We start from the raw sequence: 17,269 nt of genomic DNA, 5'->3' as shown, positions 1-17,269 counted from the left end.
GGGTGGCGCGATCATGCTAGGCCATTTTCGGCCCGGAAAGCGTTACGGATTGATGCGATGCCAAGGCAACTTCATGCAGCCGGCGCAGGTGCGGCTTCCTGCCCGCGGGCCGGAGGTGCCTTCATGCTCCAGGCGATTATAAGCCAGAGCAGCAGCACGGCCGCGCAGCCGACGAACACCGCGCTGCGGCCCTCGTGCTTGAGCAGCCAGCCGCCGACGGCGCCGCCCAGGAACAGGCCCAGCGCCTGCGTGGTGTTGTACACGCCGAGCGCCGCGCCGCGCGCGGATGCGGCATAGCGCGACACCAGCGAGGGCTGCATAGCCTCCAGCACGTTGAACGCGACAAAGAACAGCAGCAGCACACCGACGATGGCCCACAGGCCGTGCACCGCTGCGAACAGCAGCTGCACCGCGGTCATCAGCGCCACCGCGCCCAGCAGCACCGGGCGCACGCGGCCGTAGCGCTCGGCCGCCATCATCGGACCCAGCATCAGCACGAACGACACCAGCACCACCGGCAGGTAGACCTTCCAGTGCTGGTCGAGCGGCATGCCGGCATCGGTCAGCATCGCCGGCACCACCATGAACATGGCCACCTGCGATGCATGGAGCGCCAGCACGCCGACGTTCAGCCGCGCCAGGTCGGCATTGAGCAGCACCTTGCGGAACGGCAGCCGCACCGGGTGCGGCGCGGGCGGCGTCGGGACCAGGAACAGCGTCACGCCGATGGCCACCAGCCCCAGCACCGACATCAGGCTGAAGATGCCCGGCATGCCGATGCTGTGCAGCAGCGGCGAGGCGATCACCAGCGACAGCGCAAAGGTCAGGCCGATGCTGCCGCCAACCATCGCCATCGCCTTGGTGCGATGGCGCTCGCGCGTGAGGTCGGCGATGCAGGCGGTGATGGCCGCCGAGATTGCGCCCATGCCCTGCAGCGCGCGGCCGGCGATGATGCCCGTCAGCGTATCGGAGAACGCCGCCACCAGGCCGCCCGCGATAAACAGCAGCAGCCCGGCCACCATCACCGGCTTGCGCCCGATGCGGTCGGACAGCCAGCCCAGCGGGATATGCAGGAAGGCCTGCATCAGGCCATAGATGCCCATGGCCAGGCCGACGCGCTGGGCGTCATGCCCGTCGGGCAGGTTGCGGGCGTATTCGGCAAATACAGGCAGGATCAGGAACAGCCCCAGCATGCGCAGCGCGAAGATGCTGGCCAGCGACACGCTGGCGCGCAGCTCGGTGCGCGTCATGCGTTCGCGGGCGGGGGCCTGGGACGCGCCGGCAGGGCTCGCGTCCGGGGAAGAAGACTGGATCGGCGGCATTGCGATCGTGAGGATCTCTGGAAAGCGGGTCGGCTGGCGGGGCCGGCCGGGTGGCCGTTTTGTGACGGCGTCGGCCGGTATGGCCTCTGGCCGGTGTCCGCCCGCCTTCCGGGTCGCCCTGGAAATGAGGCCGGCGACGGCTCCGCGCCGGGGTTCCCGGCATGCGCCCGTTCTGGGCCGGCTACCCCGGAAACCGAAGTTGGGTATATTAACAGGTTTGCTCCTTCGCGCTTCCCGGGTCACCTGGCCTTGCCAGCGAGCCCCCGGGCGTGTGCCCGGATGCGCTTTCCGCCGTCGCCAGCGGCAGGAAGTGCGAGCCAGCGCACCTGGACACTGGGTTTTGCCTTTCCTTCAGACAGCCTCGGCCAGCCCGGCCCGGGCGGCCTGGCTGGCGACGACTTTTCGGCATATGGAAGAAATCAAGATCCGTGGGGCGCGTACCCACAACCTGAAGAACATCAATCTCGACCTGCCGCGCAACCGGCTGATCGTGATCACCGGCCTGTCGGGCTCGGGCAAGTCTTCGCTCGCCTTCGACACGCTCTATGCCGAGGGCCAGCGCCGCTACGTGGAGTCGCTCTCCGCCTACGCCCGCCAGTTCCTGCAGCTGATGGAAAAGCCGGACGTCGACCTGATCGAAGGCCTGTCGCCGGCGATCTCGATCGAGCAGAAGGCCACGAGCCACAACCCGCGCTCCACCGTCGGCACAGTCACCGAGATCCACGACTACCTGCGCCTGCTGTACGCGCGCGCCGGCACGCCCTACTGCCCAGACCACAACCTGCCGCTGCAGGCGCAGAGCGTGTCGCAGATGGTGGATGCGGCGCTGGCGCTGCCGGAAGACACCAAGCTGATGATCCTGGCGCCGGTGGTGGTCGACCGCAAGGGCGAGCACTCGGACCTGTTCGACAGCATGCAGGCGCAGGGCTTCGTGCGCTTCCGCATCCGCTCGGGCGGCGGCACCGCACATGAGGCCGAGGCCAGAGTCTATGAGGTCGACCAGCTGCCCAAGCTGAAGAAGACGGAGAAGCACAGCATCGACGTGGTGGTCGACCGCGTGAAGGTCCGCGCCGACATCAAGCAGCGCCTGGCCGAATCGTTCGAGACCGCGCTGCGCCTGGCCGACGGCCGCGCGCTGGCGCTGGAGATGGACAGCAACAAGGAGCACACCTTCAGCTCGCGCTTTGCCTGCCCGATCTGCTCGTACTCGCTGCAGGAGCTGGAGCCGCGGCTGTTCTCGTTCAACAACCCGATGGGCGCGTGCCCGAGCTGCGACGGGCTGGGCCAGATCACCTTCTTCGACCCCAGGCGCGTGGTGGCCTTCCCCAACCTGTCGCTGGCCTCGGGCGCGATCAAGGGCTGGGACCGGCGCAACCAGTTCTACTTCCAGATGCTGCAGAGCCTGGCGGCGTTCTACGACTTCGATACCGAGACAGCGTTCGAAGAGCTGCCGGAGAACGTGCAGCAAGTGGTGCTGCACGGCTCGGGCGAACAGGAGATCCCGTTCACCTACATCAACGAGCGCGGCCGCACCACGGTGCGCGAGCATGTGTTCGAAGGGATCATCCCCAACCTGGAGCGCCGCTACCGCGAGACCGATTCCGTCGCCGTGCGCGAGGAACTGGCCAAGTACCAGAACAACCAGCCCTGCCCCGCCTGCCACGGCACGCGGCTGCGCACCGAGGCGCGCCACGTCAAGCTGGGCGAGAACGAGCAGGCGCGCGCGATCTATGAGATCAACGGCTGGCCGCTGCGCGATGCGCTGACCTATTTCCTGACGCTGGACATGCATGGCGCCAAGCGCGAGATCGCCGACAAGATCGTCAAGGAGATCACCGCGCGGCTGAACTTCCTCAACAACGTGGGCCTGGACTACCTGTCGCTGGAGCGCAGCGCCGATACGCTGTCGGGCGGCGAGGCCCAGCGCATCCGGCTGGCGTCGCAGATCGGCTCGGGGCTGACCGGCGTGATGTACGTGCTGGACGAGCCGTCGATCGGCCTGCACCAGCGCGACAACGACCGCCTGATCGGCACGCTCAAGCACCTGCGCGACATCGGCAACTCGGTGCTGGTGGTCGAGCATGACGAGGACATGATCCGCGCCTGCGACTACGTGGTCGATATCGGCCCGGGCGCGGGCGTGCACGGCGGCATGATCGTGGCCGAGGGCACGCCAGGGCAGATTGAGGCTTCGCCGGCATCGCTGACGGGGCAGTACCTGTCCGGACAGCGCCGCATCGAAGTGCCGAAGAAGCGTGCCGCTCCGGACGAAGAGCGGCTGCTGCGCATCGTCAACGCCAGCGGCAACAATCTGCGCAATGTCACCGCCGAAGTGCCGGTGGGCCTGCTCACCTGCATCACGGGTGTGTCCGGCTCGGGCAAGTCGACGCTGATCAACGACACGCTCTACCACGCGGTGGCGCGCCACCTGTATGGCTCGACGCCGGAGCCGGCGCAGCACGACCGCATCGAAGGGCTGGAGCATTTCGACAAGGTCATCAACGTCGACCAGAGCCCGATCGGCCGCACGCCGCGTTCCAACCCGGCCACCTACACCGGCCTGTTCACGCCGATCCGCGAGCTGTTCGCCGGCGTGCCCGCGGCCAAGGAGCGCGGCTACGATCCGGGCCGCTTCTCGTTCAACGTCAAGGGCGGACGCTGCGAGTCATGCCAGGGCGACGGCGTGCTCAAGGTCGAGATGCACTTCCTGCCCGACGTGTACGTGCCCTGCGACGTCTGCCACGGCAAGCGCTACAACCGCGAGACGCTGGAGGTGCTGTACAAGGGCAGGAACATCTCCGAGGTGCTGGACCTGACCGTCGAGCAGGCGCATGAGTTCTTCAGCGCGGTGCCGGTGGTGCGGCGCAAGCTGCAGACGCTGCTGGACGTGGGCCTGGGCTATATCCGGCTGGGGCAGTCGGCGACCACACTGTCGGGCGGCGAGGCGCAGCGCGTCAAGCTGTCGCTGGAGCTGTCCAAGCGCGACACCGGGCGCACGCTCTATATCCTGGACGAGCCCACCACGGGCCTGCACTTCCACGATATCGAGCTGCTGCTCAAGGTCATCCACAAGCTGCGCGACCAGGGCAATACCGTGGTCATCATCGAGCACAACCTGGACGTCATCAAGACCGCCGACTGGCTGATCGACATGGGCCCGGAAGGTGGCGCCGGCGGCGGCCAGGTGATCGCACGCGGCACGCCGGAGGCCGTGGCGAAGAGCAAGGCCAGCTTCACCGGCAAATACCTGGCGCCGCTGCTCGAGCGCGGCTGACCTGCCGGCCAGCCGATAGGCCGCGGCTCAGTCGAGCCCGGCGGCCGGCAGCACGCGCGTGCGCCGCGCCGTGCCGCCCTGCGGCAACTCGATCGCCACGCCGCCACCGCTGTCGGCGCCGTGGCCGGTCAACGCGGTGATCACCACCTGGTGCGTGACCATCAGGTAGGGCCCGCCGTGCGGGTCGAGCCCGTCGATCAGGCGCGACAGCTGCGCGACCTGCGCGTCGCGGCGCTGCGCATCCGCCCCGAAGAACGAATTGAGCAGCGGCTGCACCTGTACCGGCCCCAGGCCGATCAGCCGCGCCGTGTCCTGGCAGCGGCACCAGGCGCTGCTCCAAACCAGCGTCGGCCTGAAGCCGGCCGCCTTCCAGCTCGTTCCCAGCCGCGCCGCCTGCTCGCGTCCGCGCGCGTCGAGGTTGCGCTGGGTGGCGCAATCGGCCAGCCGGAACCCGGGCGGGTCGCCCACGCCCGGCGCGCTGGCATGGCGCAGCACCACCAGGACATTGGGGCGCTGCAGCTCGCTCACCGCGATCTCGCGCTGTGATGCCGGAGCGACCTGCGCAGCGGCAAACGCCGGGACCATGGCGATTACGGCAAGCAAGGAAATCAAGCGGCCAAGGGCAGGCATCGGCTGCTCCGGTGGAGGGTCAACCCCTCCGGTATAGCAGGCGCCGGCTTGCTTTCACCACCTCGCGCCCTACCATGAACCGGACGGCGACATGCATCGCACAGGAGCCCTGACATGGAACTGACGGTCGTACCGGTCACCAAGCCGGAAGCCACCAACTTCATCTTCGGCCAGTCGCATTTCATCAAGACCGTGGAAGACCTGCACGAGGCGCTGGTTGGCACGGTGCCCGGCATCCGCTTCGGGATCGCGTTCTGCGAGGCCTCGGGCAAGCGGCTGGTGCGCTGGTCGGGCACCGACGAGCACCTGATCGACATGGCCTGCGAGAACGCGCGCGCCATCGGCGCGGGGCACAGCTTCCTGATCTTCCTGGGGGACGGTTTTTTCCCGGTGAACGTGCTGGGCGCGGTGCGCGCGGTGCCGGAGGTTTGCCGGATCTACTGCGCGACCGCGAACCCGACGCAGGTGATCGTCGCGCAGACCGATGCCGGCCGCGGCGTGATGGGCGTGATCGACGGCGCCTCGCCGCTGGGGATCGAGACCGAGGCCGATGTGGCGGAGCGCAAGGCCCTGCTGCGCAAGTTCGGCTACAAGATGTAGCCGTGCCGCTCAGTGCTGCGCCGCCTGTACCCGCGTGACGGGCGGCACATCGTCTTCTTTCATCCGGCTGCGGTTCAGCACGCCCGCTTGCTCCAGCACCGGATAGGCCGTCGCGCAGAACAGCGAATTCAGCCGCTTCAGCTCGCTGATCACATCCAGATGCAGCGAACTGGTCTCGACGCTTTCCGCCGTCTGCACCGCCACGCGCTGCAGATGGGTGCGCGCGTACTTGCGCTCCAGCTCGCGGAAGTTGGCCTTCTCCGCCATCAGCGCCTGCGCGCTCTTCAGGTCGCCGTTGAGGAACACCGACAAACCCAGCCGCAGGTTGGCCACCAGGCGTGCATGCATCTCGGCGATTTCCTGCATGCCGGCCTCGGAGAACATCAGGTTGTGGGCGATCTTCTTGTCCTTGGTATCGAGCAGGATGCGCTCGATGATGTCGCCGGCATGCTCCAGGTTGATGGTCAGCGAGATGATCTCGGTCCAGCGCTGGCCGTCGCGCTCGTCCAGCGCTTCGAGGCTGATGCGGGTCAGGTAGAGCTTGATCGCGGTGTAGAGGTCGTCGACCTCGTTGTCGATGCGGCAGGTGGCGGTGGCCAGCTTGGCGTCGTTGGTGCGCATCACGCGCAGCATGTTGTCGAGCATCTGCTCGACGCGGTCGCCGATGCGCAGCACCTCGCGCGCGGCATTGGACAGCGCCAGCGTGGGCGTCGACAGCGCGGCCGGGTCGAGATGGCGCGGCGTGACCTGGCTGTCGCCGGTATTGCGCCCGGGCAGCACCTTCTCGCACAGGCGTGCCAGCGGCGCCGTGGCGCCGAGCAGCAGCACCGCCAGCGTGACATTGAACAGCAGATGGAAATTGACGATCAGCCGCTGCGGATCATGGTCGATCAACGCCAGCAGTTCTTCGGCCTGGCTTAGCAGCGGCAGCGCCACCAGGCACCCCAGCAGGCGCGACAGCAGGTTTCCCAGCGTCACGCGCTTGCCCGGCTGGTTGTTGCCCGAGGTGGTCAGCAGCGCCGAGATGCCCGAGCCCAGGTTGGCGCCCAGCACCAGCGCCAGCGCCACGTGGATCGACACCACGCCGGCCGAGGCCAGCGCGCCGCAGAACAGCACCACGGCCAGGCTGGAATAGCACAGGACGGTCAGGAAGGCGCCGACCAGCATGTCGAGCCCCGAATCGCCGGTCAGCGAGGCGAACAGCACCTTGACCCCGGCGGCCTGCACCACAGGACGCGTGGCAATGGAGATCAGCTCCAGCGCCAGCGTGATCAGCCCCAGGCCGATCAGCACCCGCCCCACGTGGCCCGCCTTGCTGCCCTTCCAGCTCAGATGGCCGATCACGCCGACGAAGATCAGCAGCGGCGACAGCCATGACAGGTCGAGTGAAAACACCTGCACCATCAGCGCGGTGCCGACGTTGGCGCCCAGCATGATCGCCAGCGCCGGCGCCACGGCGATCAGGCCCTGGCCGACGAAGGAACTGACGATGACCGCGGTGGCGTTGCTGCTCTGGACCAGCCCGGTGACGCCGAGCCCGGCAAGGAAGGCGGTGAAGCGGTTGGAGACGCTGGTCGACAGCACGTGGCGCAGGTTGGCGCCGTAGACGCGCAGGATGCCGACCTTGACGATGTTGGTGCCCCATACAAGCAGGGCAACACCCGAGAGCAGATGAAGAAGTACGCCCATTGTGCGCCTCAGCGTGACCGGTGCCGGATTACTGCCGGAGGCGGCCCTGCCCGGTCATCGTGTAGTTGTCAATGGGGCATTATGCGCCCGTCACCGGGCAGCGGCAACGGCACAAGGCGAGGGGTGCGGGCAACCGGCAACACATGCCGCGGCACGTCCGCGGCCGCGCTCAGGGCAGCGCGACCTTGATTCCCAGCCCGACGAAGATCGCCCCCGCGGCGCGGTCGAGCCAGCGCCCCGTGGCCGGACGGCGCCGCAGCCATGCCCCCAGCCAGCCCGCGCACAGGCCGAACAGGGAGAACACCACCGCGGTCTGCAGCATGAAGACCACGCCCAGCAGCAGGAACTGCAGCCCGGGATGCGCGGCATCGGCGCGCACGAACTGCGGCAGGAACACCAGGAAGAACAGCGTCACCTTGGGGTTCATCATGTTGCCGAGCACGCTCTGGCGGAACACGCGGCCCAGCGGCACCGCGTCGACGTCGCCGCCCTGCGCCAGCCCGCCCCTGGCGCGCAGCGCCTGGATGCCGATCCAGATCAGGTAGGCGGCGCCGGCATACTTGATCAGCTGGAACGCCAGCGGCGAAGAGCGCAACACCGCCGCCAGCCCGACCGCCGCGATCACGGTATGGAACAGGCAGCCGACCGAGAAGCCCAGCGCCGCCACCAGCCCCGCGCGCCGCCCCTGCGCCATGCCGCGCGCGAGCACCTGCAGGTTGTCGGGGCCGGGCGCGACGGTGACCGCGACCGAGGTCAGCAGAAACAGCAGCAGGTCTGGCATACGATCTCCGGTCTTTCCGTCAGTGAGGTCCTGTCAGTGAGCGAGTATCAGTGCCCGTCGAAGCGGCACACCGTGAACAGCGGCAGCCCGCCGCCCTGCAGCAGCTTCGAGCCGCCCAGTTCCGGCAGGTCGACAATGGCGGCACCCTCCACTACCGTGGCGCCCAGCCGCTCCAGCAGCTTGCGCCCCGCCATCATGGTGCCGCCGGTGGCGATCAGGTCGTCGACCAGCAGCACGCGGTCGCCGGCCTTGCAGGCATCGGCATGGATCTCGACGGTCGCGCTGCCGTACTCCAGCTCGTATTCCTCGGCCACCGTCTGGAACGGCAGCTTGCCCTTCTTGCGGATCGGCACGAAGCCCAGGTTCAGCTCGTAGGCGACGATCGCGCCCAGGATAAAGCCGCGCGCGTCGATGCCGGCGACGAGGTCCAGCTCGGCGTCCATGTAGCGGTGCACGAAGACATCGATCAGCACGCGCAGCGTCTTGGGGTCCTGCAACAGCGGCGTGATGTCGCGGAACATCACGCCCGGCATGGGCCAGTCCGGCACGGTCCGGATGCGGTCGCGCAGGTAGCCGGTGACGTCGCCGAGGTCGGGGGACTGGATGATGGAATCTGCCATAGGGTCTGGAAAAAAACAGGAGCACAGGAGCACGCCTGGCGCGCCGGTGAAAGATGCCCGCGCCGGCTGCGGTAACGGGCTACCACCCGCTCCGCCGGGCCGGCCAGCACAATGGCCCTGCCGGCTGCCGCCGGACACCCGTAACCATACAGGAGACCGCGATGGCGAAGAAGATACTGATGCTGGTCGGCGACTACGCCGAAGACTACGAGACCATGGTGCCGTTCCAGGCACTGCAGATGGTCGGCCATACCGTCCACGCCGTCTGTCCCGACAAGAAGGCAGGCGCCGCCTGCGCCACGGCGATCCACGACTTCGAGGGCGACCAGACCTACACCGAAAAGCGCGGCCACAATTTCACGCTGAATGCCAGCTTCGCCGAGATCGACCCGGCCGCGTACGACGCGCTGGTGATCCCCGGCGGCCGCGCCCCCGAATACCTGCGCCTGAACGCCCACGTGCTGGAGATCGTGCGCCACTTCGCCCAGGCGGACAAGCCGATCGCCGCGGTCTGCCACGGCGCCCAGCTGCTGGCCGCCGCCGGCGTGCTGGAAGGCAAGGGCTGCTCGGCCTACCCGGCGTGCGCGCCGGAAGTGAAGCTGGCCGGCGGCACCTATGTCGATATCCCGGTCGACCAGGCGCATACCGACGGCAAGCTGGTCACCGCGCCGGCCTGGCCCGCGCACCCGGCGTGGCTGGCGCAGTTCCTTGCGGTGCTGGGCACGCGGATCGTACATTAGAGCCTTCCGCCACGCGGCGCCGCGCCATCGCGGTGCGGCGCCGCATGCACCCGCGCGCCGCTTGCGGCGCAGCACGGAGAGCTTCGATGTGTGAGATCTTTATCCGCGCCAATCCGGCCTCGTACCAGACCCAGGCCCGGTCGCTGCGGCTGCATGGCGTGGCCACCAGCATCCGCCTGGAGAGCCTGTTCTGGGAAGTGCTGGAAGAACTGGCCACGCGCGACGGCATGACCGTCAACCAGCTGATTACACGCCTGCATGACGAGCTGACCGCCCACCGCGGTAGCGAGGCGGTAGCGGGCAACTTCTCTTCTTTCCTGCGGGTGTGCTGCCTGCGCTACCTGAAGCTGCAGGGCGAAGGACGGATTCCGGCGGACCAGTCGGTGCCGATCCGCTCGCTGGACGCGCGCGCGGTACTGAACGACCTGCCGGAGTCCTGGGTGGAAGCGCGCCCACGGCAGGCGTTCTCCCACTGATGCGCGCCCCGCGCGGCGACTAGCCGTTCAGGATCCGCATCTCGGCGGCTTCCAATGCTTCCGGCTGGCCGCGCAGCACGACGATATCGCCCGGTTCCAGCACGGTCTCGGGCTCCGGGTCGAAGGCGCGGATGCCGCGCCGGCGCACCGCCGTTACCTCCACGCCGATCCGCTCCAGCCCGAGCATGCCCAGGCGCCGCCCGACCGCGGTGGACTGCGGCCCCAGCGACACGGAATGCAGCCGCACCGAATCGCGCTCGACCATGTCTTCTTCGTCGTCACGGCCGTGGAAGTAGCCGCGCAGCAGGCTGTAGCGCGCGTCGCGCGCCTCCTGCACGCCGCGCAGCACATGCCGCATCGGCACGCCCAGCAGCACCAGCGCGTGCGAGGCCAGCATCAGGCTGCCCTCGATGATCTCGGGCACCACCTCGGTGGCGCCGGCCTTTTGCAGGACATCCAGCTCCGAATCGTCGACGGTGCGCACGATCACCGGCAGCGCCGGCTCCAGCTCCTGCACGTGGTGCAGCACCTTGAGCGCCGACGGCGTGTTGGCGTAGGTGACGATCAGTGCCGCAGCGCGGTGGATGCCGGCGGCGATCAGCGCCTCGCGCCGGCCGGCGTCGCCGTAGACCACGGTGTCGCCGGCGGCGGCGGCTTCGCGCACGCGGTCGGGGTCCAGGTCGAGCGCGACATAAGTGATGCCCTCGCGCTCCAGCATGTGCGCCAGGTTCTGCCCGCTGCGGCCGAAGCCACAGATGATGGCGTGCTTTTCCGTCTGCAGGCTCTGCGCGGCGATGCGGGTCATGTTCAGCGACTGCATCAGCCATTCGTTGGCGGCAAAGCGCAGCACGATGGCGTCGCTGTACTGGATCAGGAACGGCGCGGCCAGCATCGACAGCAGCATCGAGGCCAGGATCACCTGGATCAGCACCGGGTCGACCAGGTTCAGGCCGTCGATCTGGTTCAGCAGCACGAAACCGAATTCGCCGGCCTGCGCCAGTCCCAGCCCGGTACGGATCGCCACCCCCTGGCGCGAGCCGAACACCCGCGCCAGCACCGCGATCAGCACCAGCTTGAACAGGATCGGTACCAGCAGCAGCGCCAGTACCAGCCACAAGTGGTCCAGCACCACGCGGATATTGAGCAGCATGCCGATGGTGACGAAGAACAGCCCCAGCAGCACGTCGCGGAACGGCTTGATGTCTTCTTCCACCTGGTGCCGGTACGGCGTCTCGGAGATCAGCATGCCGGCCATGAACGCGCCCAGCGCCATCGACAGCCCCAGCCGCTCGGTCAGCGCCGCCATGCCCAGCGTCACCAGCAGCAGGTTCAGCATGAACAGTTCCTGCGACCGGCGCGCCGCCACGATATGGAACCAGCGGCTCATCAGGCGCTGGCCGAGGAAGAAGATCGCGCCCAGCGCCACCACGATCTTGACCGTGGCCAGCCCCAGAGCCATCACCAGGTCGCCGGGATCGCGCGACAGCGCCGGGATCACGATCAGCAGCGGCACCACCGCCAGGTCCTGGAACAGCAGGATGCTGATGATGTTGCGGCCGTGCTCGCTCTCCAGCTCCATGCGCTCGGACAGCATCTTGGAGACGATCGCCGTGGACGACATTGCCAGCGCCCCGCCCAGCGCCACCGAGGCCTGCCACGACAGCGGGAACAGCCAGTTGAAGGCCCAGCTGGCGGGCACCACCGCCAGCATCGACAGCACCACCTGCGAGCCGCCCAGCCCGAACACCAGGCGCTTCATCGACCGCAGCTTGCTCAGGCTGAACTCCAGCCCGATCGAGAACATCAGGAACACCACGCCGAACTCGGCCAGGTACTTGGTCTGCGCGGTATCGCTGGCCAGCCCCAGCGCATGCGGGCCGATCAGGATGCCGACGGCCAGGTAGCCGAGCATCGGCGGCAGCTGCAGCATGCGGAAAGCGACCACGCCGAAGACGGCAGCGGCCAGCAGCACCAGGGTCAGTTCCAGCGGTGAGTGCATCAGGATGGTCGGGTGACCGGCCGGGCGCGCGCCCGACCCGGCACGGGCACCCTGCCGGGGAAACTTGGCAAGCGCGTCGATGCGGCGGGCACGCGGGGGCACATCGAGGCAGCCCCGGGCGACGTCGCATTCGTTGGTATACTTCGACGCCATGATAGCCAATTTCGATGCGGATCGAGCACTCAGGCTCGCCCGCGACACACTCCAGACCGAAGCCGAAGCGGTTTCCGCACTTTCCGGCCGCCTGACCGACGACTTTGCCCGTGCCGTGCAGATGATCCTGCAATGCAGCGGGCGCGTGGTGGTCTCCGGTATCGGCAAGTCCGGCCATATCGGGCGCAAGGTGGCGGCGACGCTCGCTTCCACCGGCACCCCCGCGTTCTTCGTGCATCCGGCCGAGGCCAGCCACGGCGACCTGGGCATGGTCACGCGCGACGACGTGCTGATCGCCTTCTCCAATTCCGGCGAAACCGGCGAGTTGCTGTCGATCATCCCGATCGTCAAGCGCATCGGCGCGCGGCTGATCTCGGTCACCGGCAACCCGGAGTCGAACCTCGCCAAGCTGGCCGACGCGCACCTCGACGCGGGCGTGGAAAAGGAAGCCTGCCCGCTCAACCTGGCGCCAACGGCAAGCACCACCGCCGCGCTGGCGCTGGGCGATGCGCTGGCGGTGGCGGTGCTGGACGCGCGCGGCTTCGGCGAAGAAGACTTCGCCCGCTCGCACCCGGGCGGCGCGCTCGGCCGCAAGCTGCTGACCCATGTGCTCGACGTCATGCGCACCGGCAACGCGGTGCCCGAAGTCCGCGAAAACACCCCGCTGGCCCAGGCGCTGATGGAAATCACGCGCAAGGGCATGGCCATGACCGCTGTGGTCGATCCCGACGGCCGTGCCATCGGCGTCTTCACCGACGGCGACCTGCGCCGCCTGCTGGAAACCCCGCGCGACTGGAAGACCGTTCCCATCGGCGAGGTCATGCACCGCAACCCGCATGTGGTCAACCAGAGCCAGCTGGCCGTCGAGGCGGTGCAGGTCATGGAAGCCAACCGCATCAACCAGTTGCTGGTGGTCGACGACGACGGGCGCCTGGTCGGTGCGCTGCATATCCACGACCTGACCCGCGCCAAGGTCATCTGAACGGGGCGCGAGAAGCACCGACAAGCACACCAACAAGCACACCATGCAGGCACTCATCGCCTCCCTCAGCGGCATCGTCATGCGCCTGCTGCCGCTGCTGCTGATGGCCTTCGTCGCCGGCAGCACCTTCTGGCTGGTGCAGATCAACTCGCCCAAGGAAAGCCAGGACACGCAGGCGACCAAGAAGCACGAGCCGGACTATTTCATGGACCGTTTTTCGGCCACGGAACTGGCGCAGGACGGCAGCACCAAGATCCGCTTCACCGGCGAACGCATGGTCCACTTCGAGGACGACCAGACCTACGAGGTCACGCGCCCCGCGCTGCGCGCCTATGAACCGGACCGTCCGCCGGTGACGGCACGGGCCGACCTTGGCCGCATGAACGCCGAAGGCTCGGTGATCGACCTGTACGGCAACGGCCATGTGCTGCGCCAGCAGGGCGCCGACGCCTCCAAGGATCCGCAGCTGACCGCCGCGTCGAGCTATTTCCAGCTGCTGGTCAATGACGACATCGTCAAGACCGACAAGCCGGTAAAGCTGACGCGCGGACCCTCGGTGATGACCGCGAACGGGCTGATCTTCAACAACGTCACCCGCGAAGTACAATTGCTCGGCAATGTACGCGGCACCATCGTCACCGGGCCGTCTCCGGGCCGTACGCCGGGACGCTGACCCGGCCCGCGCGGCCGGCCGCCGCGCAACGGCAATAACGCTGCGCGCCCTGCCTGCCCCGCAAGACCCGCAAGACCCGCATAACCCGCATAACCCGGCCTAACCCGCACCACCACGCCCTCTAGCCACCGCTGCCAACATGACTGCATCCCTGACGACTTCGTCCCGTCGACACGCCGCCCCGGCCCTGCTCGCCACGGCCATGGCCATCGGCCTGCTGCTGGCCCAGCCCGCGCTGGCCGAGCGCGCGGACCGCGACAAGCCGATGGTGCTCGAGGCCGACAACGCCAGCTACGACGACGTCAAGCAGATCTATACGCTGACCGGCAACGTGGTGCTGACCAAGGGCACGATGATCCTGAAGTCGGATGCGGCCGAGCTGCGCACCGACCCCGAGGGCTACCAGTTCGCGGTGGCCACCGCCAAGGCTGGCAAGCAGGCCTATATCCGGCAGAAGCGCGAGGGCGTCGACGAATACATCGACGGCTGGGGCGACCGCATCGAATACGACGGCAAGCAGGAGCTGTCCAAGCTGATCGGCAACGCGCGCATGGCGCGCCTGCAGGGCGCCAAGATGCTCGACGAGATCCGCGGCGCGGTGCTGACCTACGACAGCCGCAAGGAGTTTTACACCGCTGCCGGCGGCAGCGACAACACCTCGGCCGCCAATCCGTCGGGCCGCGTGCGCGCGGTGCTGTCGCCGCGGCAGAACCCGAATGCGCAGGGTTCGGGCAGCGGCTCGCCGCTGGACCTGAAGCCGGCGCCCGCGCCCGCCAACAAACCCTGACGCCTCGCGGGGACCTATGCCTTGCAAGGACCGCCTCCCCGCCTGAAACGCTGAACGCCAGACTGCCAATGACCGATACCGCCACCATCGCCGAAAAGCCTTCCGTCCAAGCCACGGCCGTCCTCGAAGGCGGCAGCACGCTGGTCGTGCGCCACCTGAAGAAGCGCTATGGCTCGCGCACGGTGGTCAAGGATGTCTCGCTGGACGTGAAGAGCGGCGAAGTGGTTGGCCTGCTCGGCCCCAACGGCGCGGGCAAGACCACCTCGTTCTACATGATCGTGGGGCTGGTGAACCTGGACGAGGGCGATATCGTGCTCGACGGCGACCACATCAGCGGCCTGCCGATCCACGAACGCGCGCGCATGGGCCTGTCTTACCTGCCGCAGGAAGCATCGGTCTTCCGCAAGCTCAACGTCGAGGAAAACATCCGCGCCGTGCTCGAGCTGCAGGTGGAAAACGGCAAGCCGCTGGCCAGGGCCGAGATCGACCGCAGGCTCGACGCGCTGCTCGACGACCTGCAGATCGCGCACCTGCGCAACAACCCGGCGCTGTCGCTGTCGGGCGGCGAACGCCGCCGCGTGGAAATCGCGCGCGCGCTGGCATCGTCGCCGCGCTTCATCCTGCTGGATGAACCGTTCGCCGGCGTGGACCCGATCGCAGTGGGCGAGATCCAGCGCATCGTCAGCTTCCTGAAGGCGCGCAACATCGGCGTGCTGATCACCGACCACAACGTGCGCGAGACGCTTGGCATCTGCGACCACGCGTACATCATCAGCGAAGGCACCGTGCTTGCCGCCGGGCGGCCCGAAGAGATCATCGCCAACGAATCGGTGCGGCGCGTCTACCTGGGCGAAAACTTCCGCATGTGATGTACTGGCCTGCCCGCGGCGGCAGGCCATTGATTCTGCCTGGTTTCACCCCCATCATCTGCATGTGGGACAGCCCACTGCCGGCGTCGATCAAGCCGCGACATCGATAGCAATTTCCGTTCCAACAACGGAAAGATGCGCATAAAATAGGTCGCATGAAACCGTCGCTACAGCTCCGCCTCTCCCAGCACCTGGCACTGACGCCGCAACTGCAGCAGTCGATCAGGCTGTTGCAGCTTTCGACGCTGGAATTGCAGCAGGAAGTCGAACAGGCGCTCACGGAAAACCCCCTGCTCGAACGCGAGAACGACTGGATCGAAAGCCCGCTGCGCGTGGCCGCCGATGGCTCGGTCAACCTGCAGAGCGCGCCCGCGCCGGCACCGGCCGAACCGCAAGGCAACGGCGAGGCGCGCGCCGAGGGCGCGGGCGATGACGACAGCTACGGCGACAGCAACAGCGGCGACGACTATGGCGGCGACTGGAGCCTCGACGATTTCGCGCGCCGCCCGCAAGGCGACGAAGACGAGAAGACGCCGATGCAGCTGCGTGAGGCCGAGCCCACGCTGCGCGAATACCTGATGGAACAGCTCACGCCGCTGAAGATCTCGGTGCGCGACAAGGGCCTGGCCATCTTCCTGATCGAATCGCTCGACGACGACGGCTACCTGAGCGCGACGCTCGAAGAGATCTGCGCCGAACTGCCCGAAGAACTCGAATTCGAGATCGAGGAAGTACAAGCGATGCTGACGCTGCTGCAGAGCTTCGACCCGCCGGGCGTCGGCGCGCGCAACGCGGCCGAGTGCCTGGGCCTGCAATTGCGCCGGCTGCAGCATCCGCAGCGCGAGTTGGCGCTGAACATCGTGCATAACCACCTCGAGCTGCTGGCCGTGCGCGACTACACGCGCCTGAAAAAAGCGCTGCAGGTAGACGAGCCTGCACTCAAGGCCGCGCATGAACTGATCCGCTCGCTGGCACCCTACCCGGGCCACGCATACAGCCGCCCCGAAGCCGACTTCGTCGTGCCCGATGTGTTCGTGCGCAAGAGCGGCAGCGGCTGGATCGCGCAGCTCAATCCGGATGTGATGCCGCGGCTGCGCATCAATGACATGTACGCGCAGATCCTGCGCGGCGCCAAGGGCGAGTCGGGTACCGCAGGCCTGCAGCAGAAACTGCAGGAAGCGCGCTGGCTGATCAAGAATATCCAGCAAAGGTTCGACACGATCCTGCGTGTCTCGCAGGCCATTGTCGAGCGTCAAAAGAACTTTTTCACGCACGGCGAAATCGCCATGCGCCCCTTGGTTTTGCGGGAGATTGCCGATACACTGGGATTACACGAGTCAACCATCTCCCGGGTGACGACCAATAAATACATGGCAACGCCGATGGGTACTTTCGAACTGAAGTACTTCTTCGGCAGCCACGTGTCCACCGAGACCGGTGGCGCGGCTTCATCAACGGCCATCCGCGCCTTGATCAAGCAACTGATAGGAGCCGAAGACCCGAGGAATCCCCTTTCCGACAGTCGCATCGCCGAACTGCTGGGTGAGCAAGGCTTCGTTGTCGCACGACGCACCGTAGCCAAATATCGCGAAGCCCTGAAGATCCCCGCAGTGAATCTCCGCAAGTCTTTGTAGCCGAGCCCACCGCCTGCCTGGTGAGGCTCTTTCAGAAGGA

The 17,269-nt window shown here is 67.4% G+C and carries 15 protein-coding genes; 9 read left to right on the top strand and 6 right to left on the bottom strand.

Annotation, left to right across the window (positions count from 1 at the left end):
* Positions 1-71 precede the first annotated feature (71 nt).
* Positions 72-1,322 carry an MFS transporter gene (locus E0W60_RS12570; protein ID WP_135704372.1) on the bottom strand — a complete coding sequence of 417 codons (1,251 nt, stop codon included), beginning with the start codon at positions 1,320-1,322 and terminating at the stop codon, positions 72-74.
* Positions 1,323-1,731: 409 nt separating this feature from the next.
* On the opposite strand from E0W60_RS12570, the gene uvrA reads away from it, so the two are divergent.
* The gene (gene uvrA, locus E0W60_RS12565; protein ID WP_133093652.1) at positions 1,732-4,596 is read left to right on the top strand and encodes an excinuclease ABC subunit UvrA; all 2,865 of its coding nucleotides are present in this window, start codon (positions 1,732-1,734) and stop codon (positions 4,594-4,596) included.
* Between the two features lie 27 nt (positions 4,597-4,623).
* Here the strand turns inward: uvrA and E0W60_RS12560 are convergent, their stop codons facing one another.
* Positions 4,624-5,226, bottom strand: a complete 603-nt coding sequence (locus E0W60_RS12560) for a histidine phosphatase family protein (RefSeq protein WP_135704371.1) — start codon at positions 5,224-5,226, stop codon at positions 4,624-4,626.
* Between the two features lie 114 nt (positions 5,227-5,340).
* On the opposite strand from E0W60_RS12560, the gene E0W60_RS12555 reads away from it, so the two are divergent.
* Positions 5,341-5,826, top strand: a complete 486-nt coding sequence (locus E0W60_RS12555; protein WP_133093650.1) for an adenosine-specific kinase — start codon at positions 5,341-5,343, stop codon at positions 5,824-5,826.
* Positions 5,827-5,835: 9 nt separating this feature from the next.
* Here E0W60_RS12555 and E0W60_RS12550 read toward each other — a convergent pair whose 3' ends face one another.
* The 3 genes from E0W60_RS12550 to E0W60_RS12540 form a co-directional block, all read right to left on the bottom strand.
* Positions 5,836-7,515, bottom strand: coding sequence for a Na/Pi cotransporter family protein (locus E0W60_RS12550; protein ID WP_135704369.1), 1,680 nt, complete (start codon positions 7,513-7,515; stop codon positions 5,836-5,838).
* A gap of 169 nt (positions 7,516-7,684) precedes the next feature.
* Positions 7,685-8,296, bottom strand: coding sequence for a LysE family translocator (locus E0W60_RS12545; protein ID WP_133093648.1), 612 nt, complete (start codon positions 8,294-8,296; stop codon positions 7,685-7,687).
* A gap of 47 nt (positions 8,297-8,343) precedes the next feature.
* Positions 8,344-8,916: an adenine phosphoribosyltransferase gene (locus E0W60_RS12540; RefSeq protein ID WP_133093647.1), complete on the bottom strand. Its 573-nt coding sequence runs from the start codon at positions 8,914-8,916 to the stop codon at positions 8,344-8,346.
* A 161-nt stretch (positions 8,917-9,077) separates the two neighbouring features.
* On the opposite strand from E0W60_RS12540, the gene E0W60_RS12535 reads away from it, so the two are divergent.
* Complete coding sequence (locus E0W60_RS12535; RefSeq protein ID WP_135704368.1) at positions 9,078-9,656, top strand: DJ-1/PfpI family protein; 579 nt, start codon at positions 9,078-9,080, stop codon at positions 9,654-9,656.
* Positions 9,657-9,742: 86 nt separating this feature from the next.
* Positions 9,743-10,132 carry a ribbon-helix-helix domain-containing protein gene (locus E0W60_RS12530; protein ID WP_133093646.1) on the top strand — a complete coding sequence of 130 codons (390 nt, stop codon included), beginning with the start codon at positions 9,743-9,745 and terminating at the stop codon, positions 10,130-10,132.
* A gap of 19 nt (positions 10,133-10,151) precedes the next feature.
* Here E0W60_RS12530 and E0W60_RS12525 read toward each other — a convergent pair whose 3' ends face one another.
* On the bottom strand, positions 10,152-12,131 hold the full coding sequence (locus tag E0W60_RS12525; RefSeq protein WP_133094198.1) for a monovalent cation:proton antiporter family protein: 1,980 nt from the start codon (positions 12,129-12,131) through the stop codon (positions 10,152-10,154).
* Positions 12,132-12,282: 151 nt separating this feature from the next.
* Between E0W60_RS12525 and E0W60_RS12520 the strand changes: the two genes are divergently transcribed.
* The 5 genes from E0W60_RS12520 (at position 12,283) to E0W60_RS12500 (ending at position 17,229) form a co-directional block, all read left to right on the top strand.
* Complete coding sequence (locus tag E0W60_RS12520; RefSeq protein WP_135704366.1) at positions 12,283-13,266, top strand: KpsF/GutQ family sugar-phosphate isomerase; 984 nt, start codon at positions 12,283-12,285, stop codon at positions 13,264-13,266.
* Between the two features lie 43 nt (positions 13,267-13,309).
* The gene (gene lptC / locus E0W60_RS12515) at positions 13,310-13,939 is read left to right on the top strand and encodes an LPS export ABC transporter periplasmic protein LptC (RefSeq protein WP_135704364.1); all 630 of its coding nucleotides are present in this window, start codon (positions 13,310-13,312) and stop codon (positions 13,937-13,939) included.
* A 139-nt stretch (positions 13,940-14,078) separates the two neighbouring features.
* Positions 14,079-14,726 carry a lipopolysaccharide transport periplasmic protein LptA gene (lptA, locus tag E0W60_RS12510; protein WP_133093643.1) on the top strand — a complete coding sequence of 216 codons (648 nt, stop codon included), beginning with the start codon at positions 14,079-14,081 and terminating at the stop codon, positions 14,724-14,726.
* Positions 14,727-14,794: 68 nt separating this feature from the next.
* On the top strand, positions 14,795-15,595 hold the full coding sequence (lptB, locus tag E0W60_RS12505; protein WP_133093642.1) for an LPS export ABC transporter ATP-binding protein: 801 nt from the start codon (positions 14,795-14,797) through the stop codon (positions 15,593-15,595).
* Between the two features lie 155 nt (positions 15,596-15,750).
* Positions 15,751-17,229: an RNA polymerase factor sigma-54 gene (locus E0W60_RS12500; RefSeq protein WP_133093641.1), complete on the top strand. Its 1,479-nt coding sequence runs from the start codon at positions 15,751-15,753 to the stop codon at positions 17,227-17,229.
* Positions 17,230-17,269 lie beyond the last annotated feature (40 nt).

This window comes from Cupriavidus oxalaticus, assembly GCF_004768545.1.
GTDB classification, from domain to species: Bacteria; Pseudomonadota; Gammaproteobacteria; order Burkholderiales; family Burkholderiaceae; genus Cupriavidus; species Cupriavidus oxalaticus_A.
This window is presented reverse-complemented; position numbering and strand designations above follow the sequence as displayed.

Excerpts from the sequence above, each read along its gene's own strand:
- E0W60_RS12570 (WP_135704372.1), bottom strand. The coding sequence starts at position 1,322 with ATGCCGCCGATCCAGTCTTCTTCCCCGGACGCGAGCCCTGCCGGCGCG.
- uvrA (WP_133093652.1), top strand. The coding sequence starts at position 1,732 with ATGGAAGAAATCAAGATCCGTGGGGCGCGTACCCACAACCTGAAGAAC.
- E0W60_RS12560 (WP_135704371.1), bottom strand. The coding sequence starts at position 5,226 with ATGCCTGCCCTTGGCCGCTTGATTTCCTTGCTTGCCGTAATCGCCATG.
- E0W60_RS12555 (WP_133093650.1), top strand. The coding sequence starts at position 5,341 with ATGGAACTGACGGTCGTACCGGTCACCAAGCCGGAAGCCACCAACTTC.
- E0W60_RS12550 (WP_135704369.1), bottom strand. The coding sequence starts at position 7,515 with ATGGGCGTACTTCTTCATCTGCTCTCGGGTGTTGCCCTGCTTGTATGG.
- E0W60_RS12545 (WP_133093648.1), bottom strand. The coding sequence starts at position 8,296 with ATGCCAGACCTGCTGCTGTTTCTGCTGACCTCGGTCGCGGTCACCGTC.
- E0W60_RS12540 (WP_133093647.1), bottom strand. The coding sequence starts at position 8,916 with ATGGCAGATTCCATCATCCAGTCCCCCGACCTCGGCGACGTCACCGGC.
- E0W60_RS12535 (WP_135704368.1), top strand. The coding sequence starts at position 9,078 with ATGGCGAAGAAGATACTGATGCTGGTCGGCGACTACGCCGAAGACTAC.
- E0W60_RS12530 (WP_133093646.1), top strand. The coding sequence starts at position 9,743 with ATGTGTGAGATCTTTATCCGCGCCAATCCGGCCTCGTACCAGACCCAG.
- E0W60_RS12525 (WP_133094198.1), bottom strand. The coding sequence starts at position 12,131 with ATGCACTCACCGCTGGAACTGACCCTGGTGCTGCTGGCCGCTGCCGTC.
- E0W60_RS12520 (WP_135704366.1), top strand. The coding sequence starts at position 12,283 with ATGATAGCCAATTTCGATGCGGATCGAGCACTCAGGCTCGCCCGCGAC.
- lptC (WP_135704364.1), top strand. The coding sequence starts at position 13,310 with ATGCAGGCACTCATCGCCTCCCTCAGCGGCATCGTCATGCGCCTGCTG.
- lptA (WP_133093643.1), top strand. The coding sequence starts at position 14,079 with ATGACTGCATCCCTGACGACTTCGTCCCGTCGACACGCCGCCCCGGCC.
- lptB (WP_133093642.1), top strand. The coding sequence starts at position 14,795 with ATGACCGATACCGCCACCATCGCCGAAAAGCCTTCCGTCCAAGCCACG.
- E0W60_RS12500 (WP_133093641.1), top strand. The coding sequence starts at position 15,751 with ATGAAACCGTCGCTACAGCTCCGCCTCTCCCAGCACCTGGCACTGACG.